Source organism: Kitasatospora sp. NE20-6, assembly GCF_045862635.1.
On sequence record NZ_BPRL01000086.1, the window covers coordinates 22,825 to 40,181 of the forward strand.

The following is a 17,357-nucleotide window of genomic DNA, read 5'->3' on the forward strand; positions in this document are numbered from 1 at the left end:
CCGCCCGGCCCGTCGGGGGGAGGCCCCCGAAGATCGCCCGCACTGCCCGGATAGTGTGGATTCGTGGACACCAGAGAAGCGTTGGGATCGTGGCTGGACGGCCCGAAGGCCGCCGCCGAGAAGATGGGCGCCGACTTCGGCCACCGCGGTGAGCGCCTCGGCCTGCCGAAGGAGGGCCCCGGCTCCCTGGGCGGCCCGGGCCGCCGCCTCGGCGCGCTGGTCGTCGACGGCTGGCTGTGCAGCCTCGTCGCGTACGGGCTGATCTCCCGCGGCGACCAGGGCGCGGCGAACCTGTGGACGACCCCGCTGTTCTACGTCGTCACGGTGCTCCTGCTGGCGACCAGCGGCACCACGGTCGGCAAGCGGCTGTTCGGGCTGCGGGTCGTGCGGCTGGACGGCACCCGCGCGTCCATCCCGCAGGTGCTGCTGCGCACCCTGCTGCTCTGCCTGATCGTCCCCGCCGCGGTCTGGGACCGCGACACCCGCGGCCTGCACGACAAGGCCGTCGGCACCGTCGAGGTCCGCATCTGATATCCCGGCGTCCCGCCCGCCCGGGCGGGGACGTCGAACGGCCCCGCCGCGAGCGTTCGCGACGGGGCCGTGGTGTCGGTCGGGTGGGGCCGTGCTCAGCGGACCTGGCCGCCCTTGGGCATCCGGGCACCCTTGGGCATCGGGCCCTTGGGGATCGGCGCCTTGGAGAGCAGGTCGCCCAGCGCGCGCAGCCGGTCGTTGGTCTGGGTGACCTGGGCCGGGGTGATGGAGCGCGGCAGGCGCATCAGGGTGACCTGGAGCTTCTTCAGCGGGACCTCGCCCTCGCCGTTGCCCACCATGATGTCGTGCACCGGTACGTCACCGACGACGCGCGCCATCTTCTTCTTCTCGGCCGCGAGCAGCGGACGCACCCGGTTCGGGTTGCCCTCGCCGATCAGCGCGATGCCGGGGCGGCCGACGGCGCGGTAGACCGCGTCCTGGTTGCGGGTGACCGCGACCGGCGTCGTGTTGGTGTTCCAGCCGCGCCGGATGTTGTCCAGCACCGCCGCGACGGCACCCGGCTGGCCCTCCATCTGCCCGAAGGCTGCCCGCTCGGCCCGGCGCCCGAAGACCACGGCCATCGCCAGGACAGCCACGACGAAGCCGAGGATGCCCAGGTAGACGGGGTGGTCGACCGCAAAGCCGATGGCGAGGAACACGCCGAAGGTGATGAGGCCGACGCCGGCGATGATCAGGCCGATCTTGGTGTCGACCTTCTTGGTCATGGTGTACGCCGTGCGGATCTGCTTGAGCCGCCCGGAACTCTCGGATGTTTCCCTCGCCATAGGCCTCATGGTACGTGGCGGGGGGGACGGATATCCAAGGGCGGTGCCCCTGAGGCCCCCGGGCGGTCGGGGGACCGCCGCCGCACGGCCCGCGGGCCCGTCCGCCGCACCGGCCCGGCGGCCGGGTCCGCGCGGGCCGGGAGCCCGCTGCCGGACAGGCCGGCGGCCGCCCGGCGCGCGTCCCCGCCCGCGCCCCGCCCGCCACCTGCGCGGTGCCGGTGCGGCGCCGTACGGCCGGGCGGGTGTGTCAGACGTTACGCAGGCCGGTGCCCGCGGCGGCCGCCGGTGGGGCCGCGTCGTACTCGCGCTCCGCGGCGTGCCGGCGGTCCTCGCAGACCGCCGCCCAGGCGTTGCGACGGGCCTGGCGCTGGCCGCCCGCCAGCAGCACGCTCTCCGCGTAGCGCAGCGCGCCGCCCACGGACCGCATGCGGATCGGCACCGGGCCGCGCCCGGTTCCGCTCACTGCCCCCATCTTCAACAGCTCCCCTCATGGCCGGGTCGACTGGTCGACGTACCCAGGCTCGCCCGGTGGTGTTACCGATCGGTGACCTGCCGGTCAAAGTCGCATGAAAGCCGCACGGCTGCAAGGCGGCCACGCCGTGCGGCCCGGCCCGGTCGGCCCGGTGCGCACGCGAGGAGGCGGCGGGCCCGGCCCGCCGCCTCCTCGTCCGTCCGGGTCACCGGGGCCGGCGGCCGTCAGACCGCCGTGCGCTCCCGGTGCTCCAGCGCCTGCCGGTAGAGCCGGCCGGCACGGTAGGAGGAACGCACCAGCGGGCCGGACATGACGCCGGCGAAGCCGAGCTCCTCGGCCTCCTCCTGCAGCTCCACGAACTCGTGCGGCTTCACCCAGCGCTCGACCGGGTGGTGGCGCAGGGACGGCCGCAGGTACTGCGTGATGGTGATCAGCTCGCAGCCCGCGCCGACCAGGTCGGCCAGGGCCTGGCTGACCTCCTCGCGGGTCTCGCCCATGCCCAGGATGAGGTTCGACTTGGTGACCAGCCCGGCCGCGCGGGCCTGGGTGATGACGTCCAGCGAACGCTCGTAGCGGAACGCCGGGCGGATGCGCTTGAAGATGCGCGGCACCGTCTCGACGTTGTGCGCCAGCACCTCGGGACGGGAGGAGAAGACCTCGGCGAGCTGCTCGGGCACCGCGTTGAAGTCGGGGATCAGCAGCTCGACGCCGGTGCGGCCGGCCTCGCGGCCCGCGGTCAGCGCGTGCACCTGGCGCACCGTCTCGGCGTACAGCCAGGAGCCGCCGTCCTCCAGGTCGTCGCGGGCGACGCCGGTGATGGTGGCGTAGTTGAGGTCCATCGTGACGATGGACTCGGCGACGCGGCGCGGCTCGTCCCGGTCGAAGTCGGCGGGCTTGCCGGTGTCGATCTGGCAGAAGTCGCAGCGGCGGGTGCACTGGTCGCCGCCGATGAGGAAGGTGGCCTCGCGGTCCTCCCAGCACTCGAAGATGTTGGGGCAGCCGGCCTCCTGGCAGACCGTGTGCAGCCCCTCCTTCTTCACCAGCGCCTGGAGGGCGTTGTACTCCGGGCCCATCTTCGCCCGGGTCTTGATCCACTCGGGCTTCCGCTCGATGGGGGTCTCGCTGTTGCGGACCTCCAGGCGGAGAAGCTTCCTGCCGTCGGGCGCGACAGCGGACACGTGCAACTCCTAGAACTAGACGGGGTACCCCCAGGGTACGCCTCTGCTTTCCGTGCCTTCACCGGGCCGGTGCCCGGCATTCGCAGGGCAACCCGGATACCGGGCAGTAGATTCCCGGTCTCAGCGGGTGAGTACGGGCTCCGGCAGCTCCGCGAGGACGGCCGCCAGGTGCTTCTGCACCACCGGCAGCGCGTCCGCGACGCCGAACGGGCGGCCGAGCTCGCCGGCCAGCGACCCCACCCCGGCGTCCCGGATGCCGCACGGCACGATCCGGTCGAACCACGTCATGTCCGGGTCGCAGTTGAGGGCGAAGCCGTGCATCGTCACCCCGCGTGCCACGCGCACCCCGATCGCGGCGAGCTTGCGGTCGCCGCCTCGCTGACCGGCGTTGGACGGCGCGTACTCCGGGCCGGCCAGCCGCGGGTCGATGCCCAGCGGCAGGCCCATCCGCAGCGTCAGGCTGCCGATCTCCACCACCTGCGCGGGGTCGACCACCGCGTCCGGGATCTCCTGGCCCAGCACCCACACCCCGCTGCGGCCCTCGATCCGCGAGGTCGCCACGCCCAGCTCGGCGCAGGAGCGGATCAGCGCCTCCTCCAGCCGCCGCACGTACGCCACCACGTCGATCGGGTCCGGCAGCTTCACGATCGGGTAGCCGACCAGCTGGCCCGGGCCGTGCCAGGTGATCTCGCCGCCGCGGTTCACCTGCACCACGGGGGTGCCGTCCAGCGGGTGGTCCTCGGGGTTGGTGCGCTTCCCGGCGGTGTAGACCGGCGGGTGCTCCAGCAGCAGCACGGTGTCCGGGATCTCGTCCGCGGCCCGCATCGCGTGCAGCCGCTGCTGCTCCTCCCAGGCCTCCGGGTAGGGGACGGCGGAGTCGCCGATGCCCATCGTCACGAACCGTACGTCGCCGCTCACCGCTGCTCCTTGCCAGGCGTCGAGACCAACCCGGCCACTGTACGCCCGGCGCCGTACGGTGCGGCCGGCCGGTCTCAGCCGTCGGCCAGCAGCTGGAGGCGCAGCGCGAGCCGGAGTTCCAGCGACCGCTCGGGGCTGCTCCAGTCGCGGCCGAGCAGCACCTCGATGCGGTCGAGGCGCTGCACGACGGTGTTCACGTGCACGTGAAGCTCGTCCTTGGCCCGGGTGAGGCTGCCGCCGCAGTCGAAGTACGCGCGCAGGGTGCGGACCAGTTCGGTGCCCCGGCGGGTGTCGTACGCCACGAGCGGGCCGAGCGCCGCTGTGACGAAGCCCTCCACGTCGTGTCCGTCACCCAGCAGCACCCCGAGGAAGCCGAGCCCGGCCGCGGAGGCGCCGTCGCCGTCGCGTCCGAGCACCTGCAGCGCCCGGACGCAGCGCAGGCCCTCGGCGTGGGCGGCGGCCAGCGCGGCCGGTCCGGACGCGGGGCGGCCCGCGCCGACGGTGACCGGGCAGCCCGCCAGCCGGGCCAGGCGCTCGGCGGCCTCGGCGGCCGCCTGCCCGCCGGGGGTGCCGTCGGCGGGCAGCAGCAGCACGACGGCCTCGCCGTGCTCGGCGCTGATGCCGCGGGTGCCGAAGAGGTAGCGGGTGGCGGCGCCGGCGAGCCGGGCGCGGTCCGCCGGGTCGGTGCGGGCGACGAGCACGAGGTGCGGGCGGTTCAGGTCGACGCCGAGCCGCCGGCCGCGGGCGGCCAGCCCGGCCGGGTCGCGGCCGGGGGAGGTGAGCAGGTCGGTGAGGAGTTCGCCGCGCACCCGGTTCTCCGTCTCGGCGACGGAGCGGCGCAGCAGCAGGAGCAGCGCGGTGACGATGCTGGCGCGTTCGAAGATGCGCCGGTCGGGGTCGTCGAGGCCGGGGCGGCCGCGCAGCACCAGGCTGCCCAGCGGGTCCTGCCCGGCGAGCACCGCGCACACCCAGTCGTCGCCGTGCCGGACGGCCCGGCCCTCGGCGCGGGAGGCGGTGAGGGCCGCCGCCAGCCGGGCGGGGTCGCCGGGCCGGCCGCTGAGCGGGTGGCCCTCGGTGTCGTGCACCGAGACCTCGCCGTCGAGCAGGGCGGCGACCTCGTCGGCGACGTCGGCGACCTCGGCGCCGCGCAGCACCAGGTCGGTGAGCCGGTCGTGGGCCTGCTCGGCGCGCTGCACGGCGGCGGAGTGCGCCTGGATGACGTGGTTGGCGCCGGCGAGCTCGGCGAGTGCCGTCCGGGTGTCGGAGAGGGCCTTGGCGGTGTCGAGGGCGATCGCGGCGTGCGCGGCGAGCGTGCAGAGCAGCGCGACCTCGTCGGGGGAGAAGGCGCGGGGCGAGCGGTCGGCGGCGAAGAGCACGCCGATCACCCGGCCGCCGAGCAGCAGCGGTACGCCGATGATCGCGACCAGGCCCTCGTCGAGCACGCCGGCGTCGATGGTGCCGGTGTGGTGGAACCGTTCGTCGGTGCGGTAGTCCGGGGTGGCGTACGGGCGGGCGGTCTGCGCGACGAGGCCGCCGAGGCCGTCGCCGAGGCTGAGCCGCAGCGTCTGGAAGAGCTGCGAGACGGAGCCGTCGGTGACCCGCATGTAGGTGTCGCCGGCCTGCTCGTCCGGCAGGGTCAGGTAGGCGGTGTCGGTGCCGAGCAGCATGCGGGCGCGCCGCACGATGGCCTGCAGCACCGCGTCGAGGTCGCGGGAGGCGGCGAGGTCGCCTGCGGTGTCGAAGAGCGCCGTCAGCTCGGCCTCGCGGCGCCGGTGCTGACGCATCGTCCGGTGCACCCGCAGCGCCTGCCAGGCGGCGGCGTCGATCTCGGCGAGCACCTGGGCGGACGCGCCCTGGCGGCGCGCGTCGGCGAGGACCTCGGTGAAGTCCTCGCTCGCGGCGCCGGAGGCCAGCAGGTCGATCAGCCGCCGCAGGGCGGGGGCCGCGCTGTCGTGGGGGTCGTTCATGGTGCGGGCCATCGTGCCAGGTCTCGGGGGGTGGGGGGAACGGCCGGCGCCCCCCGGGGGTGGGGGCGCCGGCCGGGCAGGGTCAGGCCGTGACGGCCGCGTCGGCGGGCTTCGTGCCGGCCTCCGCCGGCCGGCCGGCGTCGGCGAGGTCGCTGCCGCGGGTCTCCCGGGCGCACAGCACCGCGAGCACGGTGACGACCGCGGCGATCGCCACGTACACCGCGATCGGGGTGGAGCTGCCGTAGTCCTTCAGCAGGGCGGTGGCGATGAGCGGCGCGGGGGCGCCGGCGGCGACGGACGAGAACTGCGCGCCGATCGAGGCCCCGGAGTACCGCATGCGGGTGGCGAACAGCTCGGAGAAGAACGCGGCCTGCGGCGCGTACATGGCGCTGTGGAAGACCAGGCCGACCGTGATCGCCAGCACCATCGCGCCGAAGGACTTCGTGTCGACGAGCCCGAAGAAGACGAACGCCCAGATGCCCACGCCGACCGCGCCCACCAGGTAGACCGGCTTGCGGCCGACCCGGTCGGAGAGCGCGCCGAAGAGCGGGATCAGCGCGAACTGGATCGCGGAGGCGATCAGCACCGCGTTCAGCGCGGTCTGCTTGGGCAGGTGCACGTGGCCGACCGCGTACGCCAGCACGAAGGTGGTCATCACGTAGTACGAGATGTTCTCCGCCATGCGGGCGCCCATCGCGATCAGGACGTCCCGCCAGTGGTTGCGCAGCACCGCCACCAGCGGCGGCTGCTCGACGCTCTCCCGGGCCTTCGCCGCGGCCAGCGCCTGCTGGAACAGCGGCGACTCGTCGACCGACAGCCGGATCCACAGCCCGACCATCACCAGCACCGCGGACAGCAGGAACGGCACCCGCCAGCCCCACGACAGGAACGCCTCGTCGGAGAGCACCCCCGTCAGCACCGACAGCACACCGGCCGCCAGCAGGTTGCCCGCCGGCGCGCCGCCCTGCGGCCAGGACGCCCAGAAGCCGCGCCGCCTGCTGTCGCCGTGCTCCGACACCAGCAGCACCGCGCCGCCCCACTCGCCGCCGAGCGCGAAGCCCTGCACCAGGCGCAGCGCGGTCAGCAGCAGCGGCGCGGCGACGCCGATCTGGCGGTACGTCGGCAGGAAGCCGATCAGGGTGGTCGCGCCGCCCATGAGCACCAGGCTCAGCACCAGCAGCCGCTTGCGGCCGATCCGGTCGCCGAAGTGGCCGAAGACGAGGGCGCCCAGCGGCCGGGCGGCGAAGCCGATGGCGTAGGTGAGGAAGGAGAGCAGGGTGCCGGTCAGCGGGTCGCTGTCCGGGAAGAACACCTTGCCGAAGACCAGCGCGGCGGCGGTGCCGTAGAGGAAGTAGTCGTACCACTCGATGGTGGTGCCGATGAGGCTGGCGGCGACGACCTTGCGGAGTTTCGAGCCTGATCTCGCGACGTCGGGAGAGGGGGCCATGAGGGGTTCACCTTGTTCTCGGGGGCGGGGACGGGCGGGGGACGGGGGCGGGAACGGGCAGGGGAGTGGCAGGGCCGGGCGCCGCGGTGGTCAGTGTGCGGTCCAGCCGCCGTCCAGGGGAAGGCTGGCGCCCGTGATGTAGGAGGCCGGGGGGGAGCACAGCCAGAGGGCGAGCTGGGCGACCTCCTCGGGCTCGATCAGCCGCTTCACGGCGGTGCGGTCGAGCATGATCCGCTCGATCACCTCGTCCTCCCGGATGCCGTGGGCCAGGGCCTGTGCGGCGATCTGCTGCTCGACCAGGGCGGTGCGCACGTAGCCGGGGTTGATGCAGTTGCTGGTCACGCCGTGGGGCGCGCCCTCCAGGGCGGCGGTCTTGCTGAGCCCCTCCAGACCGTGCTTCGCGGTGACGTACGCCGACTTGAAGGCGCTGGCCCGCAGCCCGTGCACGGAGGAGATGTTGATGATGCGGCCCCACCCGCGCCCGTACATGTGCGGCAGGGTGCGCCGGATGATCCGGAACGGCGCCTCGACCATGACCCGCTGGATGAGGGCGAACCGGTCGGGGGGGAACTCGTGCAGCGGGGCGACGTGCTGCAGGCCGGCGTTGTTGACCACGATGTCGGCGTCGTCCGGCAGGGCCTCCACGGCGCCCGGGTCGGAGAGGTCGGCGACGGTGGCGACACCGCCGATCCGCGCCGCGAGCTCCTCGGCCGGCCCGGCGGCGAGGTCGACGACGTAGACCTTGGCGCCGGCCGCGGCGAAGGCCTCGGCGCAGGCCCGGCCGATGCCGGAGGCGGCGCCGGTGACCAGGGCCGTCCGGCCGTCGAGCGGCTGCCGCGGGGCCGTGGCTGAAGTGGTGTCCATGGCCGAGAACGGTAGGAATCCGCGGCCCGCACTCCTATGTGTGCCGACACCACAGGGTGCCGGGAGGGCATGGTGCCGGGCTCCATGGAGGAGGTCGGGGCGCGGGGGAGGTGCGGGCCAAACCCGTTGTGCGCCTGCTTCCCCGGAACGGGCGCCCTTACGTCACCCGTTCGGAGGATTGCCTGCCCGAATCGGCCCATAGCGCCCGAATGCTCGCTACTGTCACGCCGATTCCCGACAGGGGGCGCCGCCCCAGCACCGGGGGGACCGGTGCGGCGCTCGAGAGGTGTTGACTGATATGCCCCAACAGCCTGTGACCGACAGCCCGGCGTTCGGACCGCTCGATGCGCTCGACCCGCACGAAGTGCAGGCCGGGGCCCCTCCGCACGTTCCCGACGAGGACGACGACCGCCCGACAGGGCCCGGCGCCGGAGCCCACCACCGCACGCAGAACCCCCAGCTCGCCGCACTGATCGAGGAGTCCGGCTTCTCGCACGCCGGCCTCGCCCGGCGGGTCGACCAACTCGGCCTCGAACACGGTCTCGACCTGCGCTACGACAAGACCTCGGTGACCCGCTGGCTGCGCGGCCAGCAGCCGCGCGGCGCCACCCCGGCCCTCATCGCCGAGGTGTTCACCCGGCGTCTCGGCCGCCGGCTCACCGCCCAGGACGTCGGCCTCGACGCCTGCGCCCCGGTCTACGCCGGGCTGGAGTTCGCCGAGACCCCGCAGGAGGCCGTCGACATCGTCGCCTCCATGTGGCGCAAGGACAACGGCCCGTACGCCGAACTCCGCAAGATCGCCTTCACCCCGGCAGGCCTCGTCGTGCCCAGCCGCGACTGGCTGATCGGCCGGACCGACGAACGGGTCGCCCGCGACGCCACCACCATGCCCCCCGAGGAGCTCGCGGCCGCCCGGCCCGCGGCGCCCGCCGGCCGGCCCGCACCGGCCGGCACCCGCCCGCCCGCGGGCCGGGTGCCGCAGCAGGCCCGCCGCCCGCTGCCCACCGCCCCGGACGGCGGCGAGACCTCCGCGGGCGGCCGCGACCACCGCCCCGCCGTCCGGGTCGGGCGCGGCGACATCGCGGCCATCCGCGCCGTCGGTGACCTCTTCCGCGCCCTCGACCACGCCTACGGCGGCGGCCACGCCCGCCAGGCCCTGGTGCGCTACCTGGAGAGCGAGGCCGAGCCCATGCTGCGCGGCCGCTACGGCGAGCAGATCGGCCGCGCGCTGTTCGGCGCGGTCGCCGACCTCACCCGGCTGGCCGGCTGGACGTCGTTCGACATCGCCGCCCACGGCCTCGCCCAGCGGTACTTCGTGCAGTCGCTGCGCCTCTCCCAGGCGGCCGGCGACCGGGTGCTCGGCGGCTTCGTGCTCACCACGATGAGCCAGCAGGCCGTGCACCTCGGGCACGGCCGCGAGGCCATCCAGCTCGCCCGGGTCGCCCAGCAGGGCGTCGGCACCTCGGCGGCGCCCGTCGTGCAGGCACTGATGCACGCCGCCGAGGCCCGCGGCCACGCCCTGCTCGGCGACGTCCGGGCCTGCACCACGGCCCTCGTCCGCTGCGAACGCGCGCTGGCCGCGGCCCGCCCCGGGGACGAGGCGCCGTCCTGGTCGCGGCACTTCGACGAGGCCCAGCTCGCCGACGAGTTCGCGCACTGCTACCGCGACCTGCAGCAGTGGCGCCCCGCCGCGCAGCACGCCGAGAAGTCGCTGCGGCTGCGGGCGCCCGCGTACGCCCGCAGCCGCATCCTGTGCCGCCTGGTGCTGGCCACCGCCCGGCTCGGCATGGGCGAGCTGGAGGAGTCGTGCACCATGGCCGGCGAGTCGCTGCGCGCGGCCGGGGAGATGCGCTCCGCCCGCACCGTGGAGTACCTCCGCGACTTCCACCGCCGCCTCGCGCCCTACCGGGCCACCCCCGCCGTCCGCGCCTTCGAGGAGGCCGCCCGGCAGGCGGGGGTGATCTGACGGGTCCTCGTGCGGTCCGCAGCCCCCGGCCCGACCGGCCGGGGGCTGCGGACCGCACCGCCGGGCAGGGCCCTACGCCGCCGCCTCGGCGGCCCCGGCGGACGTGCCGAGCCCGAGGTCGCGCAGCACCGCCCGGGCGGCCCGCCGCCCGGAGACCAGCGCGCCCTGCACGCTGCTGGTGTCGCGGTGGTCCCCGCAGACGTACAGCCCCGCGAGCAGCCGGACGGACCGGCGGAAGTGGTGCGGGGCGGGCATCGCCGGCACGGCGTCCGGGGAGTGCCGCACCGCCAGGAAGTCCCAGCCCGTGGTGGAGGTGCCGTACAGCTCCGCGAGCCGGCGCCGCACCGCGGGCTCGAAACCGGCCGGCCCGCCCGCGCCGTAGCCGCGCCTCCCGAGCACGGTGGTGGCGATCAGCGCCCGCCCGGCCGGGGCGTACGAGGCGTGCACGTCGCTGAGCACGAGCGAGTGCGAGACCCCGGAGCGGTCGGCGTCGAGCAGCAGCGCGGGCTCGCCGAGCGGTGAGCGGTCCGCCACGTGGAAGTACGTCGTGACGGAGTGGAAGCCGGGCAGCCGCAGGCCGGGCAGCAGGCCGGCGGCGGCGCGGGCGTCGCAGGCCAGCACGACGGCCCGGGCGGTGATCCGGCCGTGCCGGGCGGTCTGCACGCCGTCCGTCGACACGGCGGTCACCTCGGTGCCCAGCCGTACGCTGCCGGCCGGCAGCCCCTCGGCGAGCTGCGCCGGCACCGCCCCCGGGCCCGCCGCGGGGAGGCAGAGCCGTCCCCGGGCGTACGAGCGCAGCGTGAGGTCGGCGACCCTGCTGCTGGTGGTCAGCGAACGGTCGGCCAGCAGGGCGCCGAGCAGCGGGCGGAGGAAGCCCTCCACGGTGCGGGTGGCGAGGCCGCGGTCGGTGAAGGCCTTGCCCGCGCCGGTCTCGGGCCGGGCCAGCAGCCGGGGCACGGGGGTCGCGGCGAGCCGGCCGAGTGCGGAGGAGAGCCGGGCCCGGTCGAGGGGACTGCCGAGCAGTCCGTTGAGCGGTCCGGCGAGGCTGCTGCCGAGCCCGTTGCCCAGGCCGCCGGCGAGGGCGCCGCGGGCGGCGGTCTGCCGGGTGGGGGCGGGCGGCACGCCGACCCGCTGCCGGCGGCCTGCGGCGTGCACGAGGACGCCGGGGGTGAGCGGGCGCAGGTCGAGCCGGTCGAGATCGAGGCGGCGGGCCGGTTCGGGGTGGTCCGTGTTGAGCAGGTGGATGCCGTGGCCGAGCCGGAATCCGTCCAGCTCGTCCGTGGCGGTGCGGCCGCCGATGTGCGGTGCGGCCTCCAGCACCTGGACGTCGAGGCCCTGTGCGGCGAGTGCGCGGGCGGCGGCCAGCCCGGCGAGCCCGGCGCCGACCACCACGACGTCCGGGTCGGACGGCTGGCGGCTGCGGCGGGTGAAGTCGTAAGCGGGCACGGGTGTGCTCCCTCCCTGACGGCGGCCTCCGGGCTCGCACGCGGCCGGCCCGGGTGCTCCGGCCGAGGCGGGCAGCGGGGTGCCGGGATACGGTCCGACAACCTGATGCCCCGTCAATGTGGTGATCAGACCGCAGGGGTCGGCCGAATCGCCCGGACGCGCACGCGCGGTTGCTCCCTGCGAGGGCGCGGTCACCGACCGTGCCCGCCGGACCAGCGGCGATCCGCCGCAGGCGCCACGCACCGCCGTGCCCGGCAGCGCACGGCGCGCCCTGCCTCTGCACCCGTGCGCCCCCTGTGCCATGGCCCGCACGGCACCGCCTGCCCCGGGGATACCCGGAAGCGGACCCTCTCAGTCCTCCAACGCGGCCTGCACCGCCGCGTCCACGTCCGGGTACCGGAACCGGAAACCGGCCGCCAGCAGCCGCGACGGCACCACCCGGTGACTGCCCGCCACCTCCACCGCCATCTCGCCCAGCGCCGCCTTCAGCGCGAACGACGGCACCGCCAGCGCCGTCGGCCGGCCCAGCGCACGGCCCAGCGCCTCCGTCAGCTCGGCGTTGGTCACCGGCACCGGCCCGGTCAGGTTCACCGGCCCGGACATCTCCCGGCGGTCGATCAGGAACCGCAGGGCCGCCACCTCGTCCGCCAGTGCGATGATGCTCCAGTACTGCCCGCCCGAGCCCAGCCGCCCGCCCAGCCCCAGCCGGAACAGCGGCAGCATCCGGCCGGCCGCGCCGCCCGCCGCCGACAGCACCAGGCCCGTACGCGGATGCACCACCCGGATCCCCGCGTCCGCCGCGGGCCGGGCGGCGGCCTCCCACTCCACGCACACCCGCGCGAGGAAGTCGTCGCCCGCGGGGGAGTCCTCGTCGATCTCCAGGCTGCCGGTCTGCCCGTAGTACCCGACGGCGGACGCGCTCACCAGCACCGCCGGAGGCCGCTTCAGCTTCGCCAGCGCCCCGGCCACCGTCTCCGTGCCGAGCACCCGGCTGTCCCGGATCTCCCGCTTGTACGCCTGCGTCCAGCGCCGGTCGCCGACGCCCGCCCCGGCCAGGTGCACGACCGCGTCGGCGCCCTCCAGCCCGGCCGCGTCGACCTGCAGCAGGTACGGGTTCCAGCCCACCCCGACGGTGCCGTCCGACTGCGGTCCGACCCGGCTGCGCCGCCGCACCAGCCGCACCACCTCGTGCCCGTCCGCGAGCAGCGAGCGGACGAGCGCCGAACCGATCAGACCCGTGGAACCTGTCACCGCGATACGCATCCGCCCATCCTCGCAGGCCCCCGCCCGTGAGGCGGGCAGCCGACCGGTCCTAGCATGTCGGCCATGGCACCGAACGACCTGACGATCCGTACGGCCCGCACCGGGGACGACGCCCCGCTCGCCGCGCTCGACCGCGCCGCCTGGTCGACGCTCTCCGACGTCTCCCCGCGGCCGCCCGCGGTGCGGGCCTTCTTCGACGAGCGCCACACCCCCGACCAGTACCTGGTGGCGGAACTCGCCGGCAGCATCGTGGGGTACGTCAGGAACGTCCCGCCGACGCCGCTGGAGGCCAACCGGCACGTCCGGCAGATCCAGGGCCTCGCCGTGGCCCGCGAGGCCCGCGGACACGGCGTCGGCCGGGCCCTCGTGGAGGCGGTCTGCGAGGCCGTGCGGGCCGCCGGCGCCCGCCGGATCACCCTGCGCGTGCTCGGCCACAACACCCCGGCCCGGCGGCTCTACGAGGCCTGCGGGTTCCGCACCGAAGGCGTCCTGCCCGAGGAGTTCCTCCTCGACGGTGCGTACGTCGACGACGTGCTGATGGGCCGCAGCCTCGTGGCCTGACCTGCCGTCACGGCCCGGCCGGTCCAAGTCGTGACCTCGCCTCCCCTGCCCGCCCGCACCCGCGGACCGGTACCGTACGGCCGTGAGCACTTCGACACCCCCCGGCTGGTACCCCGTCCCGGAGCCCGGACCGGGCGGCGCCGCACAGGAGCGCTGGTGGGACGGCAGCGTCTGGACCGCCGAGGTCCGGTCCGCCGGCCCCGCGGCGCCCGCGCAGATCGCCGACGCACCGACCCAGGCCTGGCAGGGCCCGGCCGCGCAGCCGCCCGCCGGGTACGGCTACCCGCAGCAGCAGCAGCAGCCGCAGCAGCCGTACGGCTACCCGCAGCAGGGCTACCCGCAGCACCAGGGCTTCCCGCAGCAGCAGGGCCTCCCGCAGTACGCCTACCCGTCGGCGCTGCCCCCGGCGAAGAACCGCAACGGCCTGATCATCGGCATCGCGGCCGGCGTCCTCGCCCTGGCCGTCCTCGTCGGCGTCGTCGTGGTGGTCTCCGGGGGCGACGACGACCCGGTCGTCGTTTCGCCGCTGCCCTCCCTGACCGCCCCCACCGCGCCGCGCAGCAGCCCCGCCGCCCCGCGGACGAGCCCGAGCCCGCGCGCCAGCACGCCCGCCCTCGGCGGCGGCACCCTCACGGACGTCACGCACGGCTGGCGCGTCCCGCGGCCCACCGCCTGGACGATCCACACCTCCAGCGGCGCCAGCTCGCTGTACGAGGTCACCGGCCCGTACGACTGCGGTCTGGAGACGCAGTGCATCCGCGGGCAGTTCTCCATCGAGAAGGACTCCGTGCCGGGCACCGACGCGAGCTCCCTCGCCCGGGCCGCCATGGCCGACTACGCCCCGCGGATCTTCGGCGACCTCACCGGCCACCAGGAGGTGAACGCCGGCCCCGTCACCGTCGCCGGTGCCACCGGCTACGCGGTGCGCTGGTACGTCACGCCCTCGTCGGGCGCCAAGGGCTACGTCCTCATGGTCGCCGTGCCGGACCCGGAGGGCAGCGGCTACGTGCTGATGCACGGCGGGGTCGACGACGACAGCCTGGCGCCCAAGCCCGCCGTGCTCGACCAGATCGTGGCCGGCATCCGCCCGCTCACGGCCGGCAGCACCGCCTGACCGCCGCCGCCCCGGGCCGCGGGCCCGGGGCGGTCACCGGCCGAACCGCTCCCACAGCCGCGGGAGGTACTTCGCCATGACGTCGTCGTCGCCGAAGTCCAGCGGCGGGCCCTCGGGGCCGTCCTGCGGCGGCAGGTCGAGGTCCGGCAGGGGCGTGCCGGTCAGCTGCTCGTGCGCCTCGTCGGCGGCGTAGCCGAGGTCCTCGGCGTCGCCGTCCTCCTCCTCGTCGAAGTCCGGCAGGAGGTCCGCCAGCTCGTCGGGGTGGTGCACCGCGTGCTCGTAGACCTCGCGGCCCTGGCCGATCAGCCAGCAGCGGAAGAAGTCGAAGTCCTCCTCCGAGGCACCGCCGAGCAGCAGGTGCGCCGCGCCCCACAGCTCGGTCGTGAAGGCCCGCTGGAACCTCGCCTCGAACAGCCGCGCGAAGTCGACGACGTCGTCGGGGGTGAGCTGCACCAGCCGGTCGACCATCGCGTCGGCCTGCTCGTCCGGGTCGCCGTCGGCGGTGGCCCGGGTCTCGTCGATCAGCTGCCAGAAGTCCGTCTCGTACATCACGGCTCCAGCATCCACGCTCGCCCCGGCCGATGCATGCGACACACGGGCGGACCGGGGGGCAACCGTCGGACAGTACGACCGGCGCGCCCCGCAGCGGGGCCCGCACCCCCGCCATCACCGTCCGGACGGTGGCGGCGGGGGAGCCGGTGACGCGGAACGGCGGGCGCCCCCCCCCGGGGGGCCGGGGGGGGGGGCGCCCGGGGGCGGGGGGGGGGGGGGCGGGGTTGCGGGTGCCGGGGACGGGGGCACCCCCGCCCGGGTGGGCGGGGGCGGGCGTCCGCCGTGCTGCGGTGCTGCGGGCCGCGGGGCCCGTCGCGGGTCCTTACAGGCCGAGCTCGACCTCGAACTCGCCGGCCTCCAGGATCTCCTTGACCGCCACCAGGTAGCGGGCAGCGTCGGCGCCGTCCACCAGGCGGTGGTCGTAGGAGAGCGAGAGGTAGGTCATGTCACGGATGCCGATGGCGGTGCCGCCCTCGGCCTCGATGACGACCGGGCGCTTCACGGTGGCGCCGATGCCCAGGATCGCGACCTGGTTCGGCGGCACGATGACGGTGTCGAAGAGCGCGCCGCGCGAGCCGGTGTTGCTGATGGTGAAGGTCGCACCGGACAGCTCGTCCGGGGTGATCTTGCTGCCGCGCACCTTGCCGGCCAGCTCCGCGGTCTTCTTCGAGATGCCCGCGAGGTTGAGGTCGCCCGCCCCCTTGATGACCGGGGTCATCAGACCCTTCTCGGAGTCCACCGCGATACCGATGTTCTCGGTGTCGAAGTAGGTGATGGTGCCCTCGGCCTCGTTGATGCGGGCGTTGACCACCGGGTTGCTCTTCAGCGCCTGGGCCGCGGCCTTGACGAAGAACGGCATCGGGGACAGCTTCACGCCCTCGCGGGCCAGGAAGGACTCCTTGGCCTTGCCGCGCAGCGCCATGATCTTGGTGATGTCCACCTCGACCACGCTGGTCAGCTGGGCCTGCTCGTGCAGGGCCTTCAGCATGTTGTCGCCGATGACCTTGCGCATGCGGCTCATCTTGACCGTCTGGCCACGCAGCGGGGACGCGGCGGCGGCGGCCTTCGGCGCGGCGGCCACGGGGGCCGGCGCGGCGGCGGCGGCCTTCGCGGCCTCGGCGGCGGTGATGACGTCCTGCTTGCGGATCCGGCCGCCGACACCGCTGCCGGTGACGGACGACAGGGCCACGCCGTGCTCGGCGGCGAGCTTGCGGACCAGCGGCGTCACGTAGGCGTCGCCGTTGTCGGCCGCGGCGGCCGGGGCCGGGGCGGCCGCGACCGGCGCGGGCGCCGGAGCAGCAGCGGGAGCCGGGGCGGCGACCGGGGCCGGAGCGGCCACGGGGGCCGGGGCCGCAACCGGAGCGGGGGCGGCAACCGGAGCCGGGGCCGGGGCGGCCGCGACCGGCGCGGGCGCCGGAGCAGCAGCGGGAGCCGGGGCGGCGACCGGGGCCGGAGCAGCGGCGGGCGCCGGTGCGGCGGCGACGGCACCTGCGGCGCCGATCAGCGCGAGCTGGGCGCCGACCTCGGCGGTCTCGTCCTCGCCGACGAGGATCTTCACGAGCGTGCCGGCGACCGGCGACGGGATCTCGGTGTCGACCTTGTCGGTGGAGACCTCCAGCAGCGGCTCGTCGACCTCGACGCTGTCGCCCTCGGCCTTCAGCCAGCGGGTGACGGTGCCCTCGGTGACGGACTCGCCGAGCGCGGGGAGCACCACGGCGGTGGCGTCACCGGCCGGAGCGGCCGGGGCTGCCGGGGCGGCCTCCGCGACGGGGGCGGGGGCCACCGGTGCGGCGGGGGCCTCGGCTGCCGGTGCGGGGGTGGCTTCCGCGGCGGGGGCTGCTTCGGCGGCGGGTGCGGGGGTGCCGGTGCCGTCGTCGATGACGGCGAGTTCGGCGCCGACCTCGACGGTTTCGTCCTCGCCGACCTTGATCGAGGCGAGGATGCCGGCGACGGGGGCCGGGATCTCGGTGTCGACCTTGTCGGTGGAGACCTCGAGCAGCGGCTCGTCGACCTCCACGCGCTCACCCTCGGCCTTCAGCCAGCGGGTGACGGTGCCCTCGGTCACGCTCTCGCCCAGTGCGGGCAGTGTTACTGAGACCGCCATGGTGTCAGCGACTCCTATCAGGTCTTGCGTTCAGGATGGGGGGAGTGCGGGGTGCCCGCGGGGTCAGTCGTGCGCGTGCAGCGGCTTGCCGGCCAGGGCGAGGTGGGCCTCGCCGAGGGCCTCGGACTGGCTGGGGTGCGCGTGGATGAGCTGGGCGACCTCGGCGGGCAGTGCCTCCCAGTTGTAGAT

Annotated in this window: 15 protein-coding genes; 4 read left to right on the top strand and 11 right to left on the bottom strand. The window is 75.4% G+C overall.

Features of this window, described 5'->3' with window-relative positions; genetic code table 11:
- Positions 1-63 precede the first annotated feature (63 nt).
- Positions 64-531 carry an RDD family protein gene (locus SNE206_RS36645; protein ID WP_407917912.1) on the top strand — a complete coding sequence of 156 codons (468 nt, stop codon included), beginning with the start codon at positions 64-66 and terminating at the stop codon, positions 529-531.
- A gap of 95 nt (positions 532-626) precedes the next feature.
- On the opposite strand, the gene SNE206_RS36650 is transcribed toward SNE206_RS36645, so the two are convergent.
- From SNE206_RS36650 to SNE206_RS36680, 7 genes are all read right to left on the bottom strand, one after another.
- Positions 627-1,325, bottom strand: coding sequence for a DUF4191 domain-containing protein (locus SNE206_RS36650; RefSeq protein ID WP_407917913.1), 699 nt, complete (start codon positions 1,323-1,325; stop codon positions 627-629).
- A 238-nt stretch (positions 1,326-1,563) separates the two neighbouring features.
- Positions 1,564-1,779, bottom strand: coding sequence for a hypothetical protein (locus SNE206_RS36655; RefSeq protein ID WP_407917914.1), 216 nt, complete (start codon positions 1,777-1,779; stop codon positions 1,564-1,566).
- Positions 1,780-2,012: 233 nt separating this feature from the next.
- Entirely contained in the window at positions 2,013-2,966 is a 954-nt protein-coding gene (locus SNE206_RS36660; RefSeq protein WP_407917915.1) for a lipoyl synthase, read from the bottom strand.
- Positions 2,967-3,086: 120 nt separating this feature from the next.
- A complete protein-coding gene (gene lipB / locus SNE206_RS36665) occupies positions 3,087-3,857 on the bottom strand; it encodes a lipoyl(octanoyl) transferase LipB (RefSeq protein ID WP_407917926.1) in 771 nt (256 codons plus the stop codon).
- 101 nt (positions 3,858-3,958) lie between these two features.
- Positions 3,959-5,851 (bottom strand): helix-turn-helix domain-containing protein, encoded by a 1,893-nt coding sequence (locus tag SNE206_RS36670; protein ID WP_407917916.1) that lies wholly within the window; start codon positions 5,849-5,851, stop codon positions 3,959-3,961.
- An 82-nt stretch (positions 5,852-5,933) separates the two neighbouring features.
- Positions 5,934-7,298 (bottom strand): MFS transporter, encoded by a 1,365-nt coding sequence (locus SNE206_RS36675; RefSeq protein WP_407917917.1) that lies wholly within the window; start codon positions 7,296-7,298, stop codon positions 5,934-5,936.
- 90 nt (positions 7,299-7,388) lie between these two features.
- Positions 7,389-8,162, bottom strand: a complete 774-nt coding sequence (locus SNE206_RS36680; protein ID WP_407917918.1) for a 3-hydroxybutyrate dehydrogenase — start codon at positions 8,160-8,162, stop codon at positions 7,389-7,391.
- Between the two features lie 298 nt (positions 8,163-8,460).
- Here SNE206_RS36680 and SNE206_RS36685 point away from each other — a divergent pair, with 298 nt between their 5' ends.
- The gene (locus tag SNE206_RS36685; protein WP_407917919.1) at positions 8,461-10,128 is read left to right on the top strand and encodes a regulator; all 1,668 of its coding nucleotides are present in this window, start codon (positions 8,461-8,463) and stop codon (positions 10,126-10,128) included.
- Between the two features lie 72 nt (positions 10,129-10,200).
- Here the strand turns inward: SNE206_RS36685 and SNE206_RS36690 are convergent, their stop codons facing one another.
- Positions 10,201-11,574 carry an FAD-dependent oxidoreductase gene (locus SNE206_RS36690; RefSeq protein WP_407917920.1) on the bottom strand — a complete coding sequence of 458 codons (1,374 nt, stop codon included), beginning with the start codon at positions 11,572-11,574 and terminating at the stop codon, positions 10,201-10,203.
- A gap of 351 nt (positions 11,575-11,925) precedes the next feature.
- Positions 11,926-12,837 carry a TIGR01777 family oxidoreductase gene (locus SNE206_RS36695; protein ID WP_407917921.1) on the bottom strand — a complete coding sequence of 304 codons (912 nt, stop codon included), beginning with the start codon at positions 12,835-12,837 and terminating at the stop codon, positions 11,926-11,928.
- 63 nt (positions 12,838-12,900) lie between these two features.
- Here SNE206_RS36695 and SNE206_RS36700 point away from each other — a divergent pair, with 63 nt between their 5' ends.
- Together SNE206_RS36700 and SNE206_RS36705 are read left to right on the top strand one after the other, a co-directional pair.
- Positions 12,901-13,398, top strand: coding sequence for an N-acetyltransferase family protein (locus tag SNE206_RS36700; RefSeq protein WP_407917922.1), 498 nt, complete (start codon positions 12,901-12,903; stop codon positions 13,396-13,398).
- A gap of 82 nt (positions 13,399-13,480) precedes the next feature.
- A complete protein-coding gene (locus SNE206_RS36705) occupies positions 13,481-14,512 on the top strand; it encodes a DUF2510 domain-containing protein (protein WP_407917923.1) in 1,032 nt (343 codons plus the stop codon).
- Positions 14,513-14,545: 33 nt separating this feature from the next.
- On the opposite strand, the gene SNE206_RS36710 is transcribed toward SNE206_RS36705, so the two are convergent.
- Both SNE206_RS36710 and sucB read right to left on the bottom strand, forming a co-directional pair.
- Entirely contained in the window at positions 14,546-15,061 is a 516-nt protein-coding gene (locus SNE206_RS36710; RefSeq protein ID WP_407917927.1) for a DUF4240 domain-containing protein, read from the bottom strand.
- Between the two features lie 325 nt (positions 15,062-15,386).
- Positions 15,387-17,168, bottom strand: a complete 1,782-nt coding sequence (gene sucB / locus SNE206_RS36715) for a 2-oxoglutarate dehydrogenase, E2 component, dihydrolipoamide succinyltransferase (protein ID WP_407917924.1) — start codon at positions 17,166-17,168, stop codon at positions 15,387-15,389.
- Positions 17,169-17,357: the final 189 nt, after the last annotated feature.

Excerpts from the sequence above, each read along its gene's own strand:
- SNE206_RS36650 (WP_407917913.1), bottom strand. The coding sequence starts at position 1,325 with ATGAGGCCTATGGCGAGGGAAACATCCGAGAGTTCCGGGCGGCTCAAG.
- lipB (WP_407917926.1), bottom strand. The coding sequence starts at position 3,857 with ATGGGCATCGGCGACTCCGCCGTCCCCTACCCGGAGGCCTGGGAGGAG.
- SNE206_RS36670 (WP_407917916.1), bottom strand. The coding sequence starts at position 5,851 with ATGAACGACCCCCACGACAGCGCGGCCCCCGCCCTGCGGCGGCTGATC.
- SNE206_RS36675 (WP_407917917.1), bottom strand. The coding sequence starts at position 7,298 with ATGGCCCCCTCTCCCGACGTCGCGAGATCAGGCTCGAAACTCCGCAAG.
- SNE206_RS36680 (WP_407917918.1), bottom strand. The coding sequence starts at position 8,162 with ATGGACACCACTTCAGCCACGGCCCCGCGGCAGCCGCTCGACGGCCGG.
- SNE206_RS36685 (WP_407917919.1), top strand. The coding sequence starts at position 8,461 with ATGCCCCAACAGCCTGTGACCGACAGCCCGGCGTTCGGACCGCTCGAT.
- SNE206_RS36695 (WP_407917921.1), bottom strand. The coding sequence starts at position 12,837 with ATGCGTATCGCGGTGACAGGTTCCACGGGTCTGATCGGTTCGGCGCTC.
- SNE206_RS36700 (WP_407917922.1), top strand. The coding sequence starts at position 12,901 with ATGGCACCGAACGACCTGACGATCCGTACGGCCCGCACCGGGGACGAC.
- SNE206_RS36710 (WP_407917927.1), bottom strand. The coding sequence starts at position 15,061 with ATGTACGAGACGGACTTCTGGCAGCTGATCGACGAGACCCGGGCCACC.
- sucB (WP_407917924.1), bottom strand. The coding sequence starts at position 17,168 with ATGGCGGTCTCAGTAACACTGCCCGCACTGGGCGAGAGCGTGACCGAG.